Genomic DNA, 21,246 nt, shown 5'->3' on the forward strand with positions numbered 1-21,246 from the left:
TTGAAAACTCCTTGTCTTGCTTCCTGCATGGGGCCGTATCGAACGACAAAAACGCGCAAATGGTAACAGATTCCATATGTCTATTTAACATCAGGATGATGCTAGCGCAGCCACGGTCACCCCTTTTAAACGCACGTTCGGCCGCCAAACGCCCGCAGGCTCAGGCAAACCCAGCCGACGAGTGGCAAAGATGCCGGGCAGGTTCAAACCCGCTTCCCGGGTGTAACCGATGCCCCCGGAGTAACGAGCGTTAATTTCCAGCAAATGCGGTTTACCGTCTGCATCGTCACGGGTCTGGACATTGACGATGCCATCGCATTGAAAGTGTTCGGCTGCCTTGAGCGCGAGTTCTACAGCGGCACCTTCACGCTCGAGCAACTGATACAGACCGGTCTTGCGACGGCCAACAAACGCAATCGGACGACCGGCTTCACAGACCATATCCACCGAACATTCGCTTCCCGCCATATAGGGCATCACTAGCATCGGTGGCGGCGGCGTATCAGCCGAGCGATAGGCATGCATATAAAGGTCGAAGTTGACCTCACGCTCGTCGGGGTTGGCGAAACAGCGGAAAGGGTCGGCACCTGCCTTGAAACGCCAGAACCCCTGGCCATAAATACCCACGGCCGGTTTGACGCACACTTCGCCCGATGCACTCAGCGTCTGATAAGCGGCGAGCATCTCTTCGGCATTGGCGGCGGTGATCGCCGGCACGCAGGCCAGCCCCGCTCGCTCTGCCTCAGCGGTGAATCGGCTCTTGTTATCGACCCGATCAAACGTATCCAAAGAGAGTGCGCCGGTAACCAGTACCAGGCCGGCCTCCTCGAAGCGCTGCCGAGCCTGTTCGAAGACGCTGCCAACGCGGCCCGCCAGGATGACTTTGATGTTGTGAGCCTGAGCGGTCGCAATGACCCAATCGATGCGTTCCTGATTGTCCGCAGGCTCCACAAAGCTGATGTCGGCGAACGAGGTGATTTCCGGGCGATCCCGTCGATGCGACGCATAAATCTTCACGTCGGCCGGCAGCGCCTCGCGCGCGCCGAGAATGATGTCGCGCTGACTGGACTGCCCTTCTAGAAACCAGATCACTATGTTTACCCTCCCTTGTCGTTACGCCGAATGCCGAAACATTTTCTGAGAACGTTCGTCTCACATCCGCCAATGGGTGCGGACAGTACCGTCTTCCACTGCAAACTCAAGGGGAACATTCGGCAGTGGATCCGGCGCTCTCGGAGCGTCATTAGTGCTTCCCGGGTTTATTCTCGGGTGGCCACAATAAACAGGCGCGGGAACGGCAACAGCACCGAGCCATCGGCCATTGCCGGGTAAGCCTTTTCGATTTCGGTCAGATACTGCTGCAGATACTGCGCCCGTTCGCTTTCAGTCAAAGGGCTCAGAAACGGAATCAACCCGCTGCCCTTGAACCACTCGACGACGCCCGCCGCACCGCCCACCAACTGATGGTGATAGGTGGTGCGCCACACATCGACTCGCGCGCAGTGCGCACGCAACATCGAGAAGTATTCGCTGGCACTCGCCATGTCAGTGCGCTGCCCGGCGGCACCGGCGAGTTTGCTGGCCCACGGGCCGTTTGCGGCGACTTCGCGCATCAGCCGGTGGGAGGGTTCGTTGAGGTTGTCCGGCATCTGGATCGCCAGACTCCCGCCTGACGCCAGTTTGCCCGCCAGCTTCGGCAACAGCGTCGCGTGGTCCGGCACCCACTGCAACACCGCATTGGCAAAGATCACATCGAACGGACCTGCATCGGACCATTGATCAATCTCGGCCACATCGAACTGCAACAGCGGCAAGCGCTTGCGGGCGGCGTCGATCATGTCGGGCGAACTGTCGAGTCCGCTGACCTTCGCTCCGGGAAAACGCTGCACCAGCAACTCCGTCGAGTTGCCCGGACCGCAACCGATATCGACCACCGCTTGCGCCTGCGCCGCAGGAATGGCCGCCAGCAGATCGCGGGCCGGGCGAGTGCGTTCATCTTCAAAAGCGACGTACTGTTTGGCGGACCAACTCATTGCGTTCTCCTGTCGGGGCATTCAGCGGTTGGTCACGATACAGGCAGCGACGCGAGCAGTTCCAGAGCCACTCGTTGCAAAGCATTTCAGCTCGATCACTCACACCTCAAGGCCAATCATGACGAAACCAGTCGCAAGGCCGATTTCACATGGAATACCTCGGTAACAAACAGAATTTTCATAATGCCGTCAGTGTCTGAATTTCAAGCACTCCGCCAATAAGGAACACGGCCATGAAATTCGCGAAGATTTCCCAGAAGCTCGCCCTGTGGGCCGGCAGCCCCAAGACCTTCATGGGGGCGCTGATCCTGATTGGGTTATGGGCATTGACCGGGCCGATTTTTGATTACAACGACACCTGGCAACTGATCATCAATACCTCGACGACGATCATCACGTTCCTGATGGTGTTCCTGATTCAGAACACGCAGAACCGCGACACCGACATTCTGCACTTGAAGATCGATGAGTTGCTGCTGGTAACCAAGGAGGCGCAGAACGCAATGCTGGGGCTGGAAGCGTTGGATTTGAAGCAACTTGAAGCGTTGCGCAAGCACTACCGTACGCTGGGTGAAGGGGAGGTGTTCAACCTTGAAGGTTTGGGCGAGAAGAGCAAGCCGAAGCAGGATTTGAATGATTGCTGAATCGTCTTTGTGGCGAGGGAGCAAGCTCCCTCGCCACAGGATTCTTGTAAGACTTGAGATTAGCGGCTGGCTTGCAGCGCTCTGGCCATCTCCAAATGATTTTGCAGTTTAGGCAATGTCTCATCAGCGAAAGCCTTGATCTCCGGAACATCGGTGGTCTGTGCTTCTTGCTGGATCTGCTGAATGGCTTCTTCAGTGGCTTTGACTTGGCTGGCGGCGTAGGCCTGGTCGAAGGTTGCGCCGTCTTTCACTTCAGGGATCATCTCCTTGGCCTTGTCGGCCATCTCGTCACGCGGTGCGACGGGCAGGTCGAGCTTTTTGGCGATTTTCGCCAAGTGCTGATTGGCCGTGGTGCGGTCGTTGATGACGACGATGGTGTAGTCCTTGACCTCTTTGGATTCGGTCTTCTGATGCGCCAGACGGCTGGCTTCGATGTCAGCCATGCCTTTGGCTGATGCATCGTTGATAAATTCGGCTGGCGACTGGGCAAAAGCGCTGCTGGCGAACAGTCCCAGAACAGTGACAAAACTCAAATGACGTACTTGGGTGGCCATCCGGCTCATGGTCGCGCCCTCCTTCTCTCAAAATTCAAGCGGGAGCTTGCGCCCCCGCCTCTCAATCAAAACAACCTTCACCGACTACTTCGATTTCTGAGCGGGCTTGCGGCCCATGTCTGTTTTCGCAGGCTCTTTATCGACCGTCGTTGTGGTGGTTTTCCCACCTTTGCGACCGGCTTCAGACGCCTTCGTTCGATCGTTGGCGAAGTTTCCCGAGTTCGAGTTTCTTGAATTAGGCATGATTCTCTACCTCTTGGTATTGATCGTGGCGAGCAGGTGCCCGCCTAGATTGAGAATTTTCTGGCTGGCAAAGGTTTAGAAAAGTTGCCCGCGTCGCGACGAACGGTGAACCCGCATCAGCCATTGAGCCCGCGATGGTTCTGGCGCTTGGCGGCATACATCGCCTGATCGGCATGGCGAAACAATTGATGTTCCTCGCAACCATGCTCGGGATAGCGGGCGACACCGATACTCGGTTCAATCTGCAGGTTGTGGCCATCCAGGCGCATGGGTTGCACCAGCACTTGGCGGATTTTTTGCGCGACGCTGTCGGCATCTTCCACCGCTTGCACGCTGTGCAACAACACGACGAACTCATCACCACCGATCCGCGCGACCGTATCGGTCTCGCGCACGCAGCCCTTGAGGCGGTTGGCCACGGTTTGCAGGAGCATGTCGCCTACCGCATGGCCGAAGGTGTCGTTGACCTGCTTGAAGCGATCCAGGTCGACATACAACAGCGCCATGTGCCCGGAGTGCTCGCGGGCGCTGGCCAATGCAGCCTTCAGACGGTCACGGAGCAGCTCACGATTGGGCAGTTGAGTCAGTTGATCGTATTGCGCCATGCGCCGCAGTCGCGCGTGCAATTGCTGACGCTCGATGGCGGTAGCGACCTGGGCGCAGACGTATTGCAGCAGTTCCTTGTCCTGTTCGGTGTAGCGCTCGCCGCCGGGCAGACTTTTGACGATCAACGCGCCGATGGTGCCGTTTTTCGAGCTCAGCGGGACGCCGAGCCAGCACGGTGAATTCTGTTCGGCCACCAATGCAGCAAAATCCGGCGGGGAATCGGCGCTGTCCGGCGTCAGAAGAATCGGCTGACCACTACGGATCACTTGCGTACACAAACGCCCGGTGATCGTCCCGGGTTGCTCGGGCTGCAATTCGTGATCGTCAACGTGATAGGGAAAGTTCAGCTGTGCACAGTGTTCGTCGTAGAGCGCCACCGAGAAATTCATCGCCGGCAGCCACTCGCCGATGATCAGGTGGATACGTTTGAACAACGCCAGCAAATCTTCCGCCACATGCGCCGCCTCGGAAATCGCATACAGCGCCGCTTGCCGCGATTCGGCCTGCTTGCGTTCGGTAATGTCGCGGGCCACGGCGATGCGTAATTGATCCACTTCCGACCAGCGCGCCGACCAGAGAATGTGAGCGACGCCGCCGTCCTTGCGCACGTAGCGGTTCTCGAAATTGAGCTTGGGCTCGCCACCCATGATCTCGCTGGCGGCAGCGAGCGTGCGCTGGCGATCCGCCGGGTGCACCAGCTCGATCATTTGCCGGCCGATCAATTCCTCAGGCGTGTAGCCGAGTATGCGCTCGCAGGCGGCACTGACAAAAACGAAGCGACCCTGCTTGTCCACCGCGCAAACGGCGTCCAGCAACAGGTCGATAAAACTCGCCAACGGCGCGGAATTTCGGCTTTCCATGGTTCAGCACAGGTGTCCGGGCAATGCAGCACTGATCAACCATCCTTGACCGTTCGATCCCGCATCCCTGCACGCAAAATCAAGCCTTGTTCGGCATCAGCCCCGGCAGCGCATGTAGCAGCGCATTGACGGCGAAACCGATGAACATCACGCCGCACAACCGGGTGATCAGCAGTTCATGGCGCTGATAAATCGTGCGCACTCGCTGCGCGCCGACAACGCCAATGAGGATAGCGTAAGCCAGCAATCCGCCGAGGAAACTCAGGGCGATCAGCGCTGGCAGCATCGACCAGTTGAGCAGTTCGGCGCGGCTCGACAGCAGCGCTGTGAACGTCGCCACCGCCACCGGATAGGCCTTGGGATTGGTCAAGCCGAACAGGATGCCGTGCCAGAACGGATTGCGCGCCGCGCCTTGCGGCTGGTCATCGCTGCGGCGTTGCGCACGCACCGCGCGCCAGCCCAGCCAGAACAGGTACAAACCGCTGAGTACGCCGAGCACATCGAACGCAGTGCTGCCGATTTCCCGTGCGCCGACAATCGCGATCAACGCGGTGCTGCACCAGACCACGTCGCCGAGCAGGTGCCCACAGAGAAACCCTGCCCCGGCCCGTCGCCCGTGGGCCGCGCCGATGCCGAATACCGCCAGCACACCCGGCCCCGGCGTAATGCCGTAAATGAAACCCGAGGCCAGAACGGCCATTAGTAACGATGGGGTCATGGAATACCTGCAAGCGCCAGAACACGTGGCCGCCAGTCTATATCAGCAAAATGTGTCAGATCACGGCGCGTCGTAAATACGCATGCCGGCGTACGGTTTCAGTCGACATGCCGCCAGCCGCGAAGCCAGTCCACCGACGTGGGCTTCGAGCTTGTGGCCATCGGGATCGAGGAAGTAGAACGACGCACCTTCGCTGCGGTTATCCCGCCATTCCTGCACGTTGGCCGCTTTTAGAGTCTCGACGAACAGCGGAAAATCCGCCGCATTCAGGCTGAAAGCGTAATGGGTGTAGTCGGCGGACGCCTCGGCGTTTCGTTTCGGGTCAAGCGACAGGCACAGCCACAACCCGGGCAGCGATAGATAGGCACCGGCATCCCACGTCGCGTCGACGCGCAATTGCAGCACGTCGCGATAGAACGCCAGGCTGCGATTCAGATCAGTGACGGCCAGGGTCAGGTGGTTGAGGCCGGTGAGCATCGGATCAGTAACCTCTGAGGTCTTCAGGGACGACGTATTGCTGGCCGTCGTAAGTCAGGGTGATCTGGGTTTTCTTCAGGTCGGTGGTTTTCGAAACACACTGATCGCCCGACTGGGTGTTTTTCATCTTACTGCCGCTGGTGGTGATGATCAGATCGGCGAGGCCGTGATGACTGGTGGTACCGATTTCGAGCGTCCTGCGGGTTTTCTTCATGTAGCCCGCGCAACCGCTCATGAACTCACCGTGGTTCTTGTAGACCACCAAGCCTTCCAGTACCGGGCGCAGCTCATTGCCTTCGCGGACATACAGCGCCAGATCGGTTTTCTCGTAGGGAATCGCGCTGGAACTGTGCCCGAACATTGAACGCAGGCCAAACGCGCGGATGTCCGGCGCCAGTCGATAGCGGCCGGTGTCGATGCGCAGATCGTCAAAGCGAATGGCATCAGAGTTGTACGCGCCTGGTTTACGGTAAGTGGCGATGGTTTTTGCGTCGCTGGCATTGACGATCGCCAGATCCAGATCGAGCACCCCGGCATCGTCGCCGCCGGAGTCGGCAAGGTACGTGGTCTTGACTGAGATCGCCTGATTCGGGAAGGCCGGCCAGACGACGCAACGTGACATTGATTGGCCGTCATAGGCCTTGGTGGTACAGGCGCCTTGGGCTTGGGCGGTGATGGCCAGAAAACCGAGAGCAATAAGGAGTCTGGTTGGGCTGAACATTGTTCTTCCTTGATAAAAGTCGAGTGTGGCAGGTTGGTTACAGGCCTTGAACATCGTTAGGCAAAACGTAAGATTTGCCGTCGTAGCGCAGCGTGGTCAGTTCGGGCTTGTAATGGGTGGTCTTGATTTCACAGGTGTCCGGTGGCCCTTCTCCGGTGAGCCCGGTGGTGACCGATTTGAGGATCAGGTCGGCAAATCCGTGAGAGCTGGTTTTGCCCATCTCAATCGTGCGAACCGTAGTCCCGCGATCGCCCGCACAGTTGCCATCCCACTCGCCACTGAAGCGGTAAACCACCAGACGATCCAGCACCGGACGCAATTTGCCGCCCTCCTTCACATAGAGCGACAGTACGGTTTCATTCAACGGATTGACGCTTGAAGAGCCTTTGAAAATCGCCCGTACACCGAAAGCACGCAACGTCGGCGTGAGCTTATAGCGCGCGGTGTCGAGTTCCACGCTCTGCATTTCGATGGCATCCGTGGAAAACGCAGACGGTTGATGCCAGGTGGCGAGCGATGTCGAATCGTCTGCTGACAACACCGATAAATCCAAATCGTAGGTACCGATTTTTTCGCCTTTGGCGTACACCGGATCCGCTACAAATTTTGATACCGCGGTGATCGTCAGGGGCGGATCGACAGGCCAATCCTTGCACACAGAAAAGTCCCACTGCCCCGTCACCGCTGGCGGCGTGCAATCGGCAAACGCCTGCCCCGCCAGCAGCCACCCACCCAGCGCCACGCACCGGATCAATCCAGACTTCACTGTCACATCCCGCTCCTTGATGACTTTTCAGCCGCGCACTATCCCCTCCTCGATCCTGCGATTCAACCAGTTCAACGCCTGATCCCCACCCCGGCGCTTATGCCACGCCAACACAAACGTGAACGGCGGTATCTCGAACGGCGGTGGCACGACGATCAATTCGCGCTGATCAATCTCCCGCAGCCCCCGCGACGACACCGTAAGAATCAGGTCCGTGCCGCTGATGAACTGCGGCGCGACGTTCCAGTGCGGCAGGCTGATCGCAACGCGGCGGCGTTCGCGCAAAGCGGTCAGCGCCCGTTCGATTTCCGGCGTACCGCTGCCGCGCATTTCCAGCAGCACGTGCGGGCGCGACAGGTAGGTCGGCAGATCAAGAACACCGTCGGCGGGCAATGTCTGACGGTCGAGCAGGCACGCGTAGCGCTCTTCGAACAACAGCGTGCTGCGCAGTTCATTGGGCATTTCCGGGAACACGCCGGCGGCGACGTCGATATCGCCGTTGAGCACGCCTTCAAGCATGCCTTCGCGGCTGGCGTGGCTGATCTGCAAATCGATGCCCGGCGCTTCGCGGCGCAAGGTGCGGATCAGCGCGGGCAGGATAATCGCCGCGCCATAGTCCGACATCGCCACGCGAAAAGTACGCCGGGCACTGGCCGGATCGAAGGTGTTGGGCGCCAGCAACGATTGCACTTGGGCCAGCGCTTCGGCCAGTGGCGCGACCAGTTCCAACGCCCGCGCAGTGGGCGCCAGACTGGAACCGGCGCGAACCAGCAACGGGTCGCCGAGCAGGTCGCGCAAGCGCGCCAACGCATGGCTGACTGCCGGTTGGCTCAGGTGCAGGCGCTCGGCTGCGCGGGTGACATGTTGCTCACTGAGCAAAGCGTCGAGGATCACCAGCAGATTAAGATCGATACGGCGCAGATCATTCATTTGATGCATGTTCTGGATGACAAAACGGAATTTAAATCTGCTCGACGAATAGCCTAGAGTCCAGAAAAACCTGTTGGAGGAAGAACATGAGTACGTTGCAGTGGACCGGTTTGTTGGCGCTGGCGGCTTTTGCCGGGGCAGTTGTGCCGTTTCAGAGCGCGATCAATAGCAACCTGGCGCGCGGATTGGGCCATCCGTTGTGGGCGACGCTGGCGTCCTTGCAGGTGAGCGTGCTGGTGCTGTTGCCGGTGATTGTGGCGCTGCGCTTGCCGTTGCCGTCGTTGGCGTTTATCAGCAAGGCGCCGTTGTGGATGTGGGCCGGCGGTGCGTTTGGTGTGTGTTTTGTGGCGTTGGCGGTGATGCTTTTGCCCAGGCTTGGGGCTTCGGGGTTTGTCGCGTTGGCGTTGGCTGGGCAGGTGATTGCATCAATGGTGCTGGATCACTTTGGGCTGTTCGGGTTGGTCGAGAAGCAGCTGACATTGTCGCGGGTATCTGGCGCGGTTTTGCTGATTGCCGGGGTGGTGTTGATTCAGTTTGGCGGGGTGTTTGAGAGGAATGTGGTGACGGTTGGATGATGGGAATAGCAGATGGATTTGCGCTGCCTTGAAGTCAGTCATCGCGGGCAAGCCCGCTCCCACGGGGTTCTGCGGCGAATACAGATTTATGTATCGCCGCGCAAACTGTGGGAGCGGGCTTGCCCGCGATGGCGTCGGTGTAGCAGCCAAACTCTTTCAGAATGCAGCCGATCTCAAAACGCGTTGCGGAAAATCTCCTCGATCTGCCGCTGATCCGCCGCACGCGGATTGGTGAAACCGCAGGCATCCTTCAAGGCATTGGCGGCGAGAATCGGGATGTCGGTGCATTTCGCGCCGAGATCACGCAGCCCGCCGGGAATCTCGACGTCACTGGCCAGGCAGCGGATCGCGCTGATCGCCGCTTGCGCGCCCTCTTCCGGGCTGAAGCCACGAATATCTGCGCCCATCGCGTGCGCAACATCGGTGAGGCGATCGGCACACACCAGCGCGTTGAACGTCTGCACGTGCGGCAGCAGAACCGCGTTGCACACGCCGTGAGGCAAGTCGTAGAAACCGCCCAACTGGTGCGCCATCGCATGCACGTAACCCAAAGACGCATTGTTGAACGCCATGCCCGCGAGGAATTGCGCGTAAGCCATGTTTTCCCGCGCGGCAAGATCACTGCCGTCGCGCACGGCCAGACGCAGGTTGTTGCTGATCAGGGTCATGGCCTTCAACGCGCAGGCGTCGGTGATCGGGTTGGCGGCGGTCGAGACGTAGGCTTCGATGGCGTGGGTCAGGGCGTCCATACCGGTGGCGGCGGTCAGGCTTTTCGGCATGGCGACCATCAGCGCCGGGTCATTGACCGACAGCAGTGGCGTGACGTTGCGGTCAACGATGGCCATTTTCACGTGGCGCGATTCGTCGGTGATGATGCAGAACCGGGTCATCTCGCTGGCGGTACCGGCGGTGGTGTTGATGGCGATCAGCGGCAGTTGCGGCTTGCTCGATTGATCGACGCCTTCGTAATCGCGGATCTGTCCGCCATTGGTCGCACACAGGGCAATGCCCTTGGCGCAGTCGTGAGGCGAACCGCCGCCCAGCGACACCACGAAATCACAGCGACTTTCCCTCAGCAGCCCCAACCCGGCCTCGACGTTGGCGATGCTCGGGTTCGGTTTGGCACCATCGAAGATCACCGAATCGATGTCCTGCATCGCCAGTTTCTCGGCGATCATGCTCGCCACACCGGCCTTGGCCAACCCCGCGTCGGTGACGATCAGCGCCTTGCGAAAACCATGGTTGCGGATCGCGATCATGGCTTCGTCGAGGCATCCGCTGCCCATGATGTTGACCGCCGGAATGAAAAAGGTGCTGCTCATCGTGTATCTCCTGACTGGGGCCGAACCGACCGTCCGACTCGGTGGATGGATACAGGATCGACCGATCGGTCACGGCCGATGTTGATCTGGCTCAATGCCCGCTCGTGATAAAGTCGCCGCCCATCAGCCCCTATGTTTTGAGATGTGCCAAGCAATGAGCGATTTTCTGGATGTCGACGCGACCCTCGAAGACTGGAACACCCTGCGCGCCGCGACCGAATACAAGGGTTTGCTGGTGGGTAACGGTGCCAGCCGCGCGGTGTGGGACGACTTCGGCTACGACTCGCTGTTCGAAAACGCCCGCACGGTGGAAGAGAAACCGCTGAGTCCGTCGGAACTGGCGGTGTTCGATGCAATGCAGACACGCAGTTTCGAGCAAGTCCTCGGCGCACTGAAGACCACCAGCCGGGTCAACAAGGCACTGGCCGTCAGCTCGGCGGCGCCGCGCAATCGCTACTACGCGATCAAGGAAGCGCTGATCAACACCGTGCACGCTGTGCACATTCCATGGCGTCTGGTGCAGGCCTCGACGCTGGCCATGCTGAATGAAGAACTGGCACGTTATCGCACGGTGTTCACGACCAATTACGACCTGCTCAATTACTGGGCTCTGCAGCACAAGAGCGAAGCCATCGACGACCTGTTCAACGGTGCCAACGCGAGTTTCGACCTGAGCGAAACCGCCACCGGCAAACCGCGCCTGCTGTACCTGCACGGCGGCCTGCACCTGGTGCGCAATCAGGATGGCACCGCACGCAAACTGACCTCGACCGAGGGCACACTGCTCGGCAGTTTCGCGATCAACAACACGATCAAGACACTGGATGACGTGCCACTGTTCGTCACTGAAGGGCCGAGCGCGGACAAGCTCAAGACCATCCGCAGTTCGGATTATCTGTCGTTCTGTTATGAGCAGTTATTGGGCCATGGCGACAGTCTGTGCATCTTTGGCCATGCACTGGGTGAGCAGGACACTCATATCGTTCGGGCGTTGCGTCTGGCGAAACCGAAAACCGTGGCGGTCTCGATTTATCCGCGCAGTACAGCGTTCATTCAGCACCAGAAGCGGCATTACGCGAAGGTGTTCGAGGGGATGGGGGTTGAGTTGCGCTTCTTTGATTCGAAGACGCATGCGCTAGGGAATCCGAAGCTGTCGGTGCCCGTCGAGGTTTAGCGGCAAGGCTTCTGACCCCATCGCTGGCAAGCCAGCTCCCACAGGACTTCTGCCTGGATCAGAATTTGAAGTTCGACACCTGACACTGTGGGAGCTGGCTTGCCAGCGATAGCGATAAACCCGTCAACATCCAGGCTGCGGATACTGGCCAACTCCAACAGAACATTCACTCTTCAGCGCTGTGCACCACCACCAGCAACTGCGCCTGCACCTCGCCCACCGATCTGATCCGATGCGGTTTCTGCGCATTGAAGTGCAGCGCATCGCCGCGTTCCAGCAGCACCCGCTCGTTCATGAAATCCACTTCCACCTGCCCTTCGTGAACAAACAGAAACTCCTCGCCCAAATGCTCCTTGAAGGTCTTGTCGGTGAACTCGCTCGGCGGGTAGATGATGAACGGCAGCAGGTTGCGCTCGCTGACCTGATGCGCCAGCACCGCATAACCCAGGCTCTGATCATTGGCCGCCAGTGACTGCCGCTCGTGGCTGCGCACCAGGCTGTAGCTGTCGAGGCTGACGTTGTCTTCGGAGAACAATTCCTCGACTTTCACGTTCAGCGCTTTCGCCAGTTTCAGCGCAGCGGCAATCGACGGGGTGTTCAACCCGCGCTCGACTTTCGACAGATAACTCTTGGTCATGCCGGATTTTTCGGCCAATGCCTCAAGGGTTACGCCAAGTTTTTTTCTCAATAATTTCAAACGGATAGACATGCGCAGCGGTTATTCCATTGAGGAGGCGACGATTTGTGCTTGCCAATGACACTTTGTGTCATATAGCCTCTTTAGTGTCATTTGCAATCACCCAAAGGACACAGACATGGCCAAGACATTAGCACTACCCAAAGACCAACTGGTCAAGCAAGCGCTGACCCAGATGCAAAACACCCTGGCGGATAATACGTGGACAGACCGGCAAAAGCTGGCCCTGACCTGCCGGATTCTGTTCGAAAGCGGTCACGACTCCGGCCTCGCCGGACAGATCACCGCCCGTGGCCCGCAACCGGGCACCTATTACACTCAGCAACTGGGCCTGGGCTTCGATGAAATAACGGCGAGCAATCTGCTGCTGGTCAACGAGGATCTGGAAGTGCTTGAAGGCCACGGCATGGCCAACCCGGCCAACCGTTTCCACAGCTGGGTGTACCGCGCCCGCCCGGACGTCAATTGCATCATCCACACCCACCCGACGCACATTGCTGCGCTGTCGATGCTGGAAGTGCCGCTTGAAATCTCGCACATGGATCTATGCCCGCTGTACGACGATTGCGCGTTTCTCGAAGGCTGGCCGGGCGTGCCGGTGGGCAACGAAGAAGGCGAACTGATCGCCGGGGCCTTGGGCGACAAGCGCGCGATCCTGCTGTCGCACCATGGCCAGTTGTCGACCGGCACCACGATCGAGGAAGCCTGTGTCATTGCGCAATTGATCGAGCGCGCCGCCAAGCTGCAACTGTTGGCGATGGCGGCCGGAACGATCAAGCCGATCATTCCTGAGCTGGGCCGCGAGGCGCATGACTGGGTGTCGAAACCGAAACGCCACGCCGCCGCTTTCAACTATTACGCTCGGCAGAACCTGCGCCAACACGCCGATTGCCTGAACTGAAACCCATTTGACGGAGTCATCCCCATGTCCAACATTCACGGCATCATCGGCTACACCATCACCCCGTTCGGCGCCAACGGCGAAGGGCTGGATCTGCCGGCGCTGGGCAAATCGATCGATCGCTTGATCGACAGCGGCGTGCACGCTATCGCCCCCTTGGGCAGCACTGGCGAAGGCGCTTACCTGAGCGACGCGGAGTGGGATCAGGTCGCCGAGTTCAGCATCAAACATGTGGCCAAACGTGTGCCGACCATCGTCAGCGTGTCTGACCTGACCACCGCCAAAGCCGTACGCCGCGCGCGCTTTGCCGAGGCCCATGGCGCCGACGTGGTGATGGTGCTGCCGGCGTCTTACTGGAAACTCACCGAGGCAGAAATCCTCGCCCACTACCGTGCCATTGGCGACAGCATCGGCGTGCCGATCATGCTCTACAACAACCCGGCCACCAGCGGCACTGACATGTCGGTCGAGTTGATTCTGCGGATCGTCGGTGCGGTGGAAAACGTCACCATGGTCAAGGAGAGCACCGGCGACATCCAGCGCATGCACAAGCTGCAATTGCTAGGCGAAGGCCAGGTGCCGTTCTACAACGGCTGCAACCCGCTGGCGCTGGAAGCATTCGCGGCCGGGGCGAAAGGCTGGTGCACAGCGGCGCCGAACCTGATCCCGCAACTGAACCTGGATCTGTACGCGGCGTCGCTGGCGGGAGATATGGCCAAGGCGCGCGAACTGTTCTACCGCCAGTTGCCGTTGCTGGATTTCATCCTCAAGGGCGGTTTGCCGGCGACGATCAAGGCCGGGTTACGTGAGACCGGTCTGGAAGTGGGCGATCCGCGCTTGCCGGTGTTTCCATTGAGTGAAACCGGGCGGGGTCAGCTGCAGGCAATCCTCAAAACCCTGCGCTGATTTTTCGGCAATACAGAAAACCTGTGGGAGCTGGCTTGCCAGCGATGGCGGCGTATCAGTCAACATCAATGCTGAATGATATGGCCTCATCGCTGGCAAGCCAGCTCCCACAGGAATGATGCTGGATTTGAAAGTGAGTTCAGAGGACCGGCAGGGTCTTGTCCTTGATGACTTTGGTCGGTCCGTTGGCCTTCACGCTGGCAATGCCCTTATCGCAAGCGGCCTCCGAGGAATACGACTCGCTGCTGCCGATGACCTGGTGATTGGCCGCCTTCAGATTGAAGTAAGGATGGCCGTCCTTGGTCGACTTCTTCTCGTAACGTTCATCCAGCGGGCTGTTGGTCTGCACCGAGGCAATGCCGCCATCGGCTGCCGCGCGGGTGGTGTACAGCTCACTGGTCAGAATCGTTTCGGCATTCGCCGCTTTCAGCACGAACCTGAACTGGCCGTTGCTGCTTTTACTCAACTCGTACCATCCGGACATGTTGCTGCTCCTGTGGATTGAACCCTCGACAGTAAAGACGGTTTCGCCGGTTTAGCCACTGCTGGACGAGCGCTGAATCGCCAACATGACAAATGACAATAATTCTCGATATCATCCGCGACTTTCTGCGCCCCCGCTTCGTCGAGAAGGATATCCATGCCCCGCCTCACGCCCGATCCTCTGTCGGCTGATTCATTTCGCCGGTTTTACGGGGACATCCTGCATTACCTGCGCAAACGCACGGAAAATCCCAGCGACGCGGCGGACATGACCCAGGACGTATTTACCCAATGGCTCGACTATCGCGACCGGGCCAAGGTTGAGCAGCCGCGCGCTTTCCTGTTTCAGATGGCGCGCAATCTGCTGCGTGATCACTGGCGCCGGCAGAAAGTGCGGCACATCGTCCAGCCCAATCACGACAGCGATATCGAACCGGTTACCGATGAGCAGCACGATCCGATGGCAGCGGCGCAGCGCCAGCAACGGCTGGAGCATCTCAAGGAAGTATTGGCCGAACTCTCGCCACGTCGGCGCGAGGCCCTTATGCTGCACCGCTTTGAAGGCTTGAGTCAGGCGCAGATTGCCGAGCGCATGGGTATTTCGCTGAGCATGGTGGAGAAACACATCGCCTTCGCACTGATGCATTGCAAACAACGCCTTGAGCAAGACAACGGCATGGAGCAGCCAGAATGAACCGCCCGCACGAAGTCGACAGCGAATTGCCGGACGACAGCATCGACGGTCAGGCCGCCGCGTGGTTTACCCGCAATCGCCAGCAACAGAGCCGCGCTGTCCGACAGGCATTCGAGCAATGGCTGCGCGAACCGGAACACGCCAAGGCGTATCGCGCCTTCGAAGAACTGTGGGCCGATCTTGGCGAATTGCAGCAACTGAATCGGCCGACGCCGCTCAAGCTGCAAAAACCCAAACGCCTCTGGCGCCCTACCCTTGCCGTTGCGGCGGCGTTGGTCGGCGCGGTGCTCGCCACGCAGTTGGGCACGTCCTACGGGGTTTTCCAGCAGCAGATTGCCGCGCAATCCAAAGGCATGCGCACCGTCGAATTGCCGGATGGCAGCACGCTGTCGGTGAACGCCAACACGCAACTGCGCGTCGACTTCGACAGCCATCAGCGGCGGATCTTTCTCGAGCGCGGCCAGTTCTATGTCGACGTCGCCCCGGACAAGGAACGGCCGATGTGGGTGCAAACCGGCGACGCCACCGTGCGGGTGGTCGGCACCGGTTTTGATGTCCGGCGCACCGACAAGCAGCTGGTAGTCAGCGTCGCCCATGGCCAGGTCGCTTTCGCACCGGACCCGCGCACGTCATTGCTGCTCGGCGCACAACAACAAGCGGCGGTCGATCTGGACAGCGGCAGCGTGCAGCAGCAAACGCTGGCCGTCAGCCAGGTCGCCGATTGGCGCACCGGGCACCTGTCGTTTCGCAACCGCGAACTGGCCAGTCTGGTGGATGAGCTGAACCTGTATCGCGCCAGACCGGTGCTGCTGGCCAATGCAAAACTGGGGCAGATCAAAGTCTCCGGCAACCTCGACGTCGAGGATCCGGACGCACTGATCAACGCCCTGCCCGCGCTGATCCCGGTGAAAACAGTGGCCCTTGCCGACGGGCGCATCCGTCTCGAAAACCGCTGACATCAGCTCATATGAGAATATTTTGCATTCGCATGTGAGGTTTTTTTTGTCTGCCGCGTCTTCCTCCGGTCTGCGTTGCTGACGCAGGCCTTTTTGGCCTTTTGCCGCTTTGGGGGATTCCATGTTTCGCGTGTTTTCGCCGTACCCGCTCACCTGCCTTCGACCGACCCTGCTCGCCGCCGCCTGCCTGGCATTCAGCATGCAAGCCCATGCCGAATCGATCAGCCTGCACCTGCCGGCACAATCGATGGCAACTTCGCTGAGCCAGATCGCCCAGCAGGCGAAGATCCAGTTGCTGTTCGACGAGGCGCAATTGCGCAACCTCAAGGCTCCGGCCATCGACGGTGATTACAGCGCGGAAGCGGCGATTCGCCAGTTGCTCGACCACAGCCAGTTCGGACTGATAAAGGTCAACCAGACGTACGTGGTGCGCCCGGTGGAGTCGGTCACCAGCAGCAGCGACAGCATTCAGCTCGACGCCTTGAGCGTGATCGGCACCGGCACCGAAGTCGACTCCAGCACCGTCGGCCGCTCGACGCTGACCCAGGCCGACATCGATCGTCATCAACCGAACAACATTCCCGCGCTGTTGAAGACGCTGCCCGGTGTGAGCATGAGCGGCTCGATGAAACCCGGCGGCCAGAAGATCAACATCTGGGGCCTGGGCGAGGCCGAAGACGTACCGATGACACTCGACGGCGCAAGCAAAAGCGGCTTCGAGCGCTATCAGCAAGGGACCATTTTCATCGAGCCGGAGCTGATCAAAAGCATCGAGGTGGAAAAAGGTCCGCACTCGCTGTTCACCGGCAACGGCGGCTTCGGTGGCACCGTGCACATGGAAACCAAAGATGCCCCGGACTTGCTGCAAGAAGGCCGCAATACCGGTGCGATGGTCAAATATGGCTACGCCAGCAACGACCATCAGCAGACTTACACGGGTGCCGTGTTCGGTCGCACCGACGACGGGCGCGCCGACGCGCTGGTGTACCTGACCAAACGCGATGGCGATGACATGAAGCTCGCCGACAACCTGCCGGATCGCGACCACAACTACCCGCTCAACCCCAAGCGTCTGCCCAACAGCGCCCAGGATGTCGCCGGTCAACTGGTCAAGGTCAATCTGCACCTGACCGATGAGCACAGCGCCGGCCTGTCGTACTCGCACTCGGAAAGCCAGCGCTGGACACCTTTTTCCTCTGCCTCTTACCCGAGCCCGCCGAGCGCGTTCAACATCCAGAAATACGGTTACGAAGGCGCGTTGAAACGGTTGATTGCCAACCGCGAAACCCTCGACACCACCTGGTCCGGTTTCTACCAGTACCAGCCGCTGGACAACCGTTTGATCGACATGAAGTTGAGCTACTCGCAATCCGACACTGACCAGACCGACGAGCGCGACGCCACCGCGTTTTTCCAGCCGGCCTCGGGCGGTCGCAAAATGGACACGGCTTACCAGGATCGCGTCATCGAGTTGCGCAACATCAGCCTGTTCGAAACCGGCGCCCTGGCCCACGCGGTGACCACGGGCGCACAAATCCGCAAGCACAGCCGCGACACGGACATGTGGATGCCGGGCGCCGCCTATGATGTGCCGAAGTACAACTTTGGCCATTTCCAGCCGTATTTCATGCCCAAGGGCAAGGTCGACACCAACGCTTTCTACCTGCAAGACGCGATCACGCTGGGCGATTTCACCCTGACGCCGTCGGTGCGTTACGACCACGTACGCAACCGCGGCGAAGCCAACGACGCGCCGTATTACAGCAGCCCGAATCCGGCCATGGGCCACGATTACAGCGACCGCACTTATACGGGTTGGTCGCCACGTTTGTCGGCGTTCTGGAAGGTCACGCCGGATACTGCGTTCTTCGTCGACTACAGCAAAACCTGGCGCGCACCGGTGATCGACGAGCAGTACGAAGTCCAGGGCATCGGCAATCGCACGGCAACCAGCGTCGACCTCGACCCGGAACTCATCACGGGCTGGCGCGCCGGTAACATCAGCCACTTCTCCAATGTGTTCACCGACAACGACAACGTGCAGATTCGCACCACGTTGTATCGCAACAAGATCGACGACGAGATCTTCAAGGCCACCGGGGTCGGCTGCCAGAATCAGGCGATCAAGGGCGGCACGATCGATTCGGACTGCAAGGGCTCGGGTCCGATGAGCAACTACCGCAACATCGGCAGCCTGACCATCAAGGGCTTCGAGGTCGAAAGCTTCTATGACTCGACCTACCTTTTTGGCTCGCTGTCCTACTCGTGGATGACCGGCAAGCACGAAGGTGCCTACACCAACCCGTGGGGACCAAACGTCTGGGCGCGAGACATTCAGCCAGCCAAATGGGTGGCGGTCATGGGCGTGAAAATTCCGGGTTGGGATGCGCAAGTGGGCTGGCAGGGTGAGTTCGTGCGCCAGACCGATCGCTTGCCGAGCGATCGCTACAGCGGTGGCAAGAACACCCTCGGTGACGTGTATTACGACCAATACGCCAACGACCGCTACAACGTGCAGGGCCTGTTCGCCAACTGGAAACCGCAGCAGGCGTACCTCAAGGGCACCGAGGTCAACCTGACCATCGACAACCTGTTCAACAAAAGCTACCGCCCGGAGCTTAGCGGCGACCTGGCTTATAGCCAGGGGCGCAATGCCAAGGTGAGTGTGACGCGGTTCTTCTGATCAGGATTTGTGTTGCCTGATCTGACCCCATCGCTGGCAAGCCAGCTCCCACAGGGATCATCTGTGTGCTCACTACCGAGCCACACCGCAAAACCTGTGGGAGCTGGCTTGCCAGCGATTGGGGCAACTCGGCCCGGGCTATTTCACAACTGCCCGTACCACCGACAATTCCGGCGCACTCACCCGCCGCTGACTCAGATACCGCGTACAGCTCACCCGCAGGAACGACGCAAAGTTCACCACTTCCCCGCGATAATCCATCACCTCTTCATACAGCTTGGCGATCAACTGATTGGTGGTCATACCATCAACTTCGGCGATTTCGCTGAGGATGTCCCAGAACTGATTCTCCAGGCGCAGCGTCGTCACCACGCCGCAAATGCGCAGCGAGCGCGAGCGTGACTCGTAGAGAATCGGGTCAGCCTTGACGTAGAGCTCGCACATCGGCGCTTCCTCGTTACAGGGTGATTTTGGTGCCGAGCAAGCCAAGGAAACCGGCCAGCCAGTTCGGATGCGCCGGCCATGCCGGGGCGGTGGCCAGATTGCCTTGAACGTGGCCATCCGTCACCGGAATGTCGATGTACGTGCCGCCCGCCAGTCGGACTTCAGGCGCGCAGGCCGGATAGGCGCTGCATTCGCGACCTTCGAGAACGCCCGCCGCCGCCAGCAATTGCGCACCGTGGCAGACTGCGGCAATCGGTTTGCCGGCCTTGTCGAAGGCGCGTACCAGATCGAGAACTTTTTCGTTGAGGCGCAGGTATTCCGGCGCACGACCACCGGGGATCACCAGCGCGTCGTAATCGGCCTCACTGACGTTGGCGAAGTCGAAGTTGAGCGCGAACAGGTGCCCGGGTTTTTCGCTGTAGGTCTGATCGCCTTCGAAGTCATGAATCGCGGTGCGTACGGTTTTGCCCGCCGCCTTGTCCGGGCATACGGCATGGACGGTGTGCCCGACCATTTGCAGGGCCTGGAACGGCACCATCACTTCGTAGTCTTCGACGTAATCGCCGACCAGCATCAGGATTTTTTTCGCGGCCATGGGGAGGACTCCTCTGGAGAATACTTGGGAGTATTCAAGGTAGACCTTATCCCTGAGGCGGGGTAACAACCGGCTACTACCGAGTTGACTTCATCGCTGGCAAGCCAGCTCCCACAGTGTCCGAGTTGAACAGCAGATTGGTGATCGCCTCAGAACCTGTGGGAGCTGGCTTGCCAGCGATGGCGGCCTGGAACTGTACGGATAAGTCTGTGCCTAGCTGTAGCAGCCCGAACGCTGCGGTTTATGGCTTTATGAAGGTCATTCCCAGCCACCTTCAATTCCGGTCCCCCCTCATGTCCTCGCGCGAAAACACCGGCATGGCCCTCGGCCTGCTCGGGGTTGTGATCTTCAGCCTCACCCTGCCCTTCACCCGCATCGTCGTGCAGGAACTGCATCCGCTGCTCAACGGCCTCGGTCGGGCGCTGTTCGCGGCGGTTCCGGCGGCGCTGCTGTTGTTGTGGCGCCGGGAAAAGTGGCCGACCTGGAAACAGATCAAAGGCCTGAGCCTGGTGATCGCCGGGGTGATTCTCGGTTTTCCGGTGTTGTCGGCGTGGGCCATGCAGACCTTGCCGGCGTCCCACGGAGCGCTGGTCAACGGTTTGCAACCGCTGTGCGTGGCCCTCTACGCCGCGTGGTTATCCCACGAGCGCCCGTCAAAAGCCTTTTGGGCCTGCGCGGCGCTGGGCAGTGCGTTGGTGCTCGGTTATGCGTTGTACACCGGCGCCGGCAGTATTCAGGCTGGTGACTTGTTGATGCTCGGCGCGATTGCCGTCGGAGGGCTGGGCTACGCCGAAGGTGGCCGGTTGGCCAAGGAGATGGGTGGCTGGCAGGTGATCTGCTGGGCGCTGGTGCTGTCGACGCCCTTGTTGATCGGCCCGGTTTTGTACCTGGCGCTGCAGCATCAAGGGGCGGTGTCCGCCAAGACCTGGTGGGCGTTTGGCTATGTGGCGTTGTTTTCGCAGTTTTTGGGATTCTTCGCCTGGTACGCCGGGCTGGCCATGGGCGGCATTGCCCGGGTCAGTCAGATCCAGCTGTTGCAGATCTTCTTCACCATCGCCTTTTCGGCGTTGTTCTTTGGCGAGCATGTCGAGCCAATCACCTGGGTGTTTGCCTGCGGCGTAATTGCGACCGTCATGCTCGGCCGCAAGACCGCGGTGAAATCAAATGTGGGAGCGAGCCTGCTCGCGAAGGGGCCGTAACAGACAGAATCATCGCTGACTGTCAGTGCGCTTTCGCGAGCAGGTCGAGTCGTCGCACCGTCGCT

24 protein-coding genes are annotated in these 21,246 nt (G+C 59.7%); 9 read left to right on the forward strand and 15 right to left on the reverse strand.

The features are described 5' to 3' along the window. Positions 1 to 90 precede the first annotated feature (90 nt). Entirely contained in the window at positions 91 to 1,092 is a 1,002-nt protein-coding gene (locus tag ACIONG_RS07745) for an ATP-grasp domain-containing protein (RefSeq protein ID WP_213027816.1), read from the reverse strand. A gap of 167 nt (positions 1,093 to 1,259) precedes the next feature. Continuing rightward, a complete protein-coding gene (gene tam, locus ACIONG_RS07750; RefSeq protein WP_401297894.1) occupies positions 1,260 to 2,033 on the reverse strand; it encodes a trans-aconitate 2-methyltransferase in 774 nt (257 codons plus the stop codon). Positions 2,034 to 2,266: 233 nt separating this feature from the next. Here tam and ACIONG_RS07755 point away from each other — a divergent pair, with 233 nt between their 5' ends. After that, positions 2,267 to 2,677: a low affinity iron permease family protein gene (locus tag ACIONG_RS07755; RefSeq protein ID WP_103305557.1), complete on the forward strand. Its 411-nt coding sequence runs from the start codon at positions 2,267 to 2,269 to the stop codon at positions 2,675 to 2,677. A gap of 59 nt (positions 2,678 to 2,736) precedes the next feature. Here the strand turns inward: ACIONG_RS07755 and ACIONG_RS07760 are convergent, their stop codons facing one another. From ACIONG_RS07760 to ACIONG_RS07795, 8 genes are all read right to left on the reverse strand, one after another. Next, a complete protein-coding gene (locus ACIONG_RS07760) occupies positions 2,737 to 3,240 on the reverse strand; it encodes a DUF4142 domain-containing protein (RefSeq protein ID WP_401297897.1) in 504 nt (167 codons plus the stop codon). Between the two features lie 75 nt (positions 3,241 to 3,315). After that, complete coding sequence (locus ACIONG_RS07765; protein WP_081500477.1) at positions 3,316 to 3,474, reverse strand: KGG domain-containing protein; 159 nt, start codon at positions 3,472 to 3,474, stop codon at positions 3,316 to 3,318. A gap of 116 nt (positions 3,475 to 3,590) precedes the next feature. After that, positions 3,591 to 4,940: a diguanylate cyclase domain-containing protein gene (locus ACIONG_RS07770; RefSeq protein WP_401297901.1), complete on the reverse strand. Its 1,350-nt coding sequence runs from the start codon at positions 4,938 to 4,940 to the stop codon at positions 3,591 to 3,593. Positions 4,941 to 5,019: 79 nt separating this feature from the next. Next, positions 5,020 to 5,658 (reverse strand): LysE family translocator, encoded by a 639-nt coding sequence (locus ACIONG_RS07775; RefSeq protein WP_213027813.1) that lies wholly within the window; start codon positions 5,656 to 5,658, stop codon positions 5,020 to 5,022. 60 nt (positions 5,659 to 5,718) lie between these two features. After that, positions 5,719 to 6,135: a fosfomycin resistance glutathione transferase gene (gene fos, locus ACIONG_RS07780; RefSeq protein WP_315447859.1), complete on the reverse strand. Its 417-nt coding sequence runs from the start codon at positions 6,133 to 6,135 to the stop codon at positions 5,719 to 5,721. Positions 6,136 to 6,139: 4 nt separating this feature from the next. Continuing rightward, positions 6,140 to 6,856, reverse strand: a complete 717-nt coding sequence (locus ACIONG_RS07785) for a hypothetical protein (RefSeq protein WP_103305552.1) — start codon at positions 6,854 to 6,856, stop codon at positions 6,140 to 6,142. A 37-nt stretch (positions 6,857 to 6,893) separates the two neighbouring features. Beyond that, positions 6,894 to 7,628, reverse strand: coding sequence for a hypothetical protein (locus tag ACIONG_RS07790; RefSeq protein ID WP_401297906.1), 735 nt, complete (start codon positions 7,626 to 7,628; stop codon positions 6,894 to 6,896). 21 nt (positions 7,629 to 7,649) lie between these two features. Next, positions 7,650 to 8,561 (reverse strand): LysR substrate-binding domain-containing protein, encoded by a 912-nt coding sequence (locus tag ACIONG_RS07795; protein WP_401297909.1) that lies wholly within the window; start codon positions 8,559 to 8,561, stop codon positions 7,650 to 7,652. A gap of 77 nt (positions 8,562 to 8,638) precedes the next feature. On the opposite strand from ACIONG_RS07795, the gene ACIONG_RS07800 reads away from it, so the two are divergent. Next, positions 8,639 to 9,127, forward strand: coding sequence for a DMT family transporter (locus ACIONG_RS07800; protein ID WP_401297912.1), 489 nt, complete (start codon positions 8,639 to 8,641; stop codon positions 9,125 to 9,127). Between the two features lie 173 nt (positions 9,128 to 9,300). Here the strand turns inward: ACIONG_RS07800 and yiaY are convergent, their stop codons facing one another. Continuing rightward, a complete protein-coding gene (gene yiaY, locus ACIONG_RS07805) occupies positions 9,301 to 10,449 on the reverse strand; it encodes an L-threonine dehydrogenase (protein ID WP_401297915.1) in 1,149 nt (382 codons plus the stop codon). A gap of 154 nt (positions 10,450 to 10,603) precedes the next feature. On the opposite strand from yiaY, the gene ACIONG_RS07810 reads away from it, so the two are divergent. Next, on the forward strand, positions 10,604 to 11,623 hold the full coding sequence (locus ACIONG_RS07810) for a DUF4917 family protein (RefSeq protein WP_401297918.1): 1,020 nt from the start codon (positions 10,604 to 10,606) through the stop codon (positions 11,621 to 11,623). Between the two features lie 166 nt (positions 11,624 to 11,789). Here ACIONG_RS07810 and ACIONG_RS07815 read toward each other — a convergent pair whose 3' ends face one another. After that, entirely contained in the window at positions 11,790 to 12,332 is a 543-nt protein-coding gene (locus ACIONG_RS07815) for a helix-turn-helix domain-containing protein (RefSeq protein WP_401297921.1), read from the reverse strand. A gap of 106 nt (positions 12,333 to 12,438) precedes the next feature. Between ACIONG_RS07815 and ACIONG_RS07820 the strand changes: the two genes are divergently transcribed. Both ACIONG_RS07820 and ACIONG_RS07825 read left to right on the forward strand, forming a co-directional pair. Continuing rightward, positions 12,439 to 13,221, forward strand: a complete 783-nt coding sequence (locus ACIONG_RS07820; RefSeq protein ID WP_401297924.1) for an aldolase — start codon at positions 12,439 to 12,441, stop codon at positions 13,219 to 13,221. 24 nt (positions 13,222 to 13,245) lie between these two features. Continuing rightward, positions 13,246 to 14,127 (forward strand): dihydrodipicolinate synthase family protein, encoded by an 882-nt coding sequence (locus ACIONG_RS07825; protein ID WP_401297927.1) that lies wholly within the window; start codon positions 13,246 to 13,248, stop codon positions 14,125 to 14,127. A 139-nt stretch (positions 14,128 to 14,266) separates the two neighbouring features. Here the strand turns inward: ACIONG_RS07825 and ACIONG_RS07830 are convergent, their stop codons facing one another. After that, positions 14,267 to 14,611 carry a YegP family protein gene (locus ACIONG_RS07830; RefSeq protein ID WP_401297930.1) on the reverse strand — a complete coding sequence of 115 codons (345 nt, stop codon included), beginning with the start codon at positions 14,609 to 14,611 and terminating at the stop codon, positions 14,267 to 14,269. A gap of 156 nt (positions 14,612 to 14,767) precedes the next feature. Between ACIONG_RS07830 and ACIONG_RS07835 the strand changes: the two genes are divergently transcribed. The 3 genes from ACIONG_RS07835 (at position 14,768) to ACIONG_RS07845 (ending at position 18,943) form a co-directional block, all read left to right on the forward strand. After that, a complete protein-coding gene (locus tag ACIONG_RS07835; RefSeq protein ID WP_103305542.1) occupies positions 14,768 to 15,304 on the forward strand; it encodes an RNA polymerase sigma factor in 537 nt (178 codons plus the stop codon). Further along, positions 15,301 to 16,260 carry a FecR family protein gene (locus ACIONG_RS07840; protein WP_401297933.1) on the forward strand — a complete coding sequence of 320 codons (960 nt, stop codon included), beginning with the start codon at positions 15,301 to 15,303 and terminating at the stop codon, positions 16,258 to 16,260. The genes ACIONG_RS07835 and ACIONG_RS07840 overlap by 4 nt, the downstream gene beginning before the upstream one ends. Before the next feature lie 121 nt (positions 16,261 to 16,381). Continuing rightward, complete coding sequence (locus ACIONG_RS07845; protein ID WP_401297936.1) at positions 16,382 to 18,943, forward strand: TonB-dependent hemoglobin/transferrin/lactoferrin family receptor; 2,562 nt, start codon at positions 16,382 to 16,384, stop codon at positions 18,941 to 18,943. Positions 18,944 to 19,081: 138 nt separating this feature from the next. On the opposite strand, the gene ACIONG_RS07850 is transcribed toward ACIONG_RS07845, so the two are convergent. Both ACIONG_RS07850 and ACIONG_RS07855 read right to left on the reverse strand, forming a co-directional pair. Continuing rightward, complete coding sequence (locus tag ACIONG_RS07850; RefSeq protein ID WP_016982789.1) at positions 19,082 to 19,387, reverse strand: ribbon-helix-helix domain-containing protein; 306 nt, start codon at positions 19,385 to 19,387, stop codon at positions 19,082 to 19,084. Between the two features lie 13 nt (positions 19,388 to 19,400). Continuing rightward, entirely contained in the window at positions 19,401 to 19,982 is a 582-nt protein-coding gene (locus tag ACIONG_RS07855; protein ID WP_315447880.1) for a DJ-1/PfpI family protein, read from the reverse strand. A 293-nt stretch (positions 19,983 to 20,275) separates the two neighbouring features. Here ACIONG_RS07855 and ACIONG_RS07860 point away from each other — a divergent pair, with 293 nt between their 5' ends. After that, entirely contained in the window at positions 20,276 to 21,181 is a 906-nt protein-coding gene (locus ACIONG_RS07860) for a DMT family transporter (protein ID WP_315447882.1), read from the forward strand. Positions 21,182 to 21,246 lie beyond the last annotated feature (65 nt).

The sequence above is a fragment of the Pseudomonas sp. NPDC087817 genome (assembly GCF_044742875.1).
Lineage (GTDB): Bacteria > Pseudomonadota > Gammaproteobacteria > Pseudomonadales > Pseudomonadaceae > Aquipseudomonas.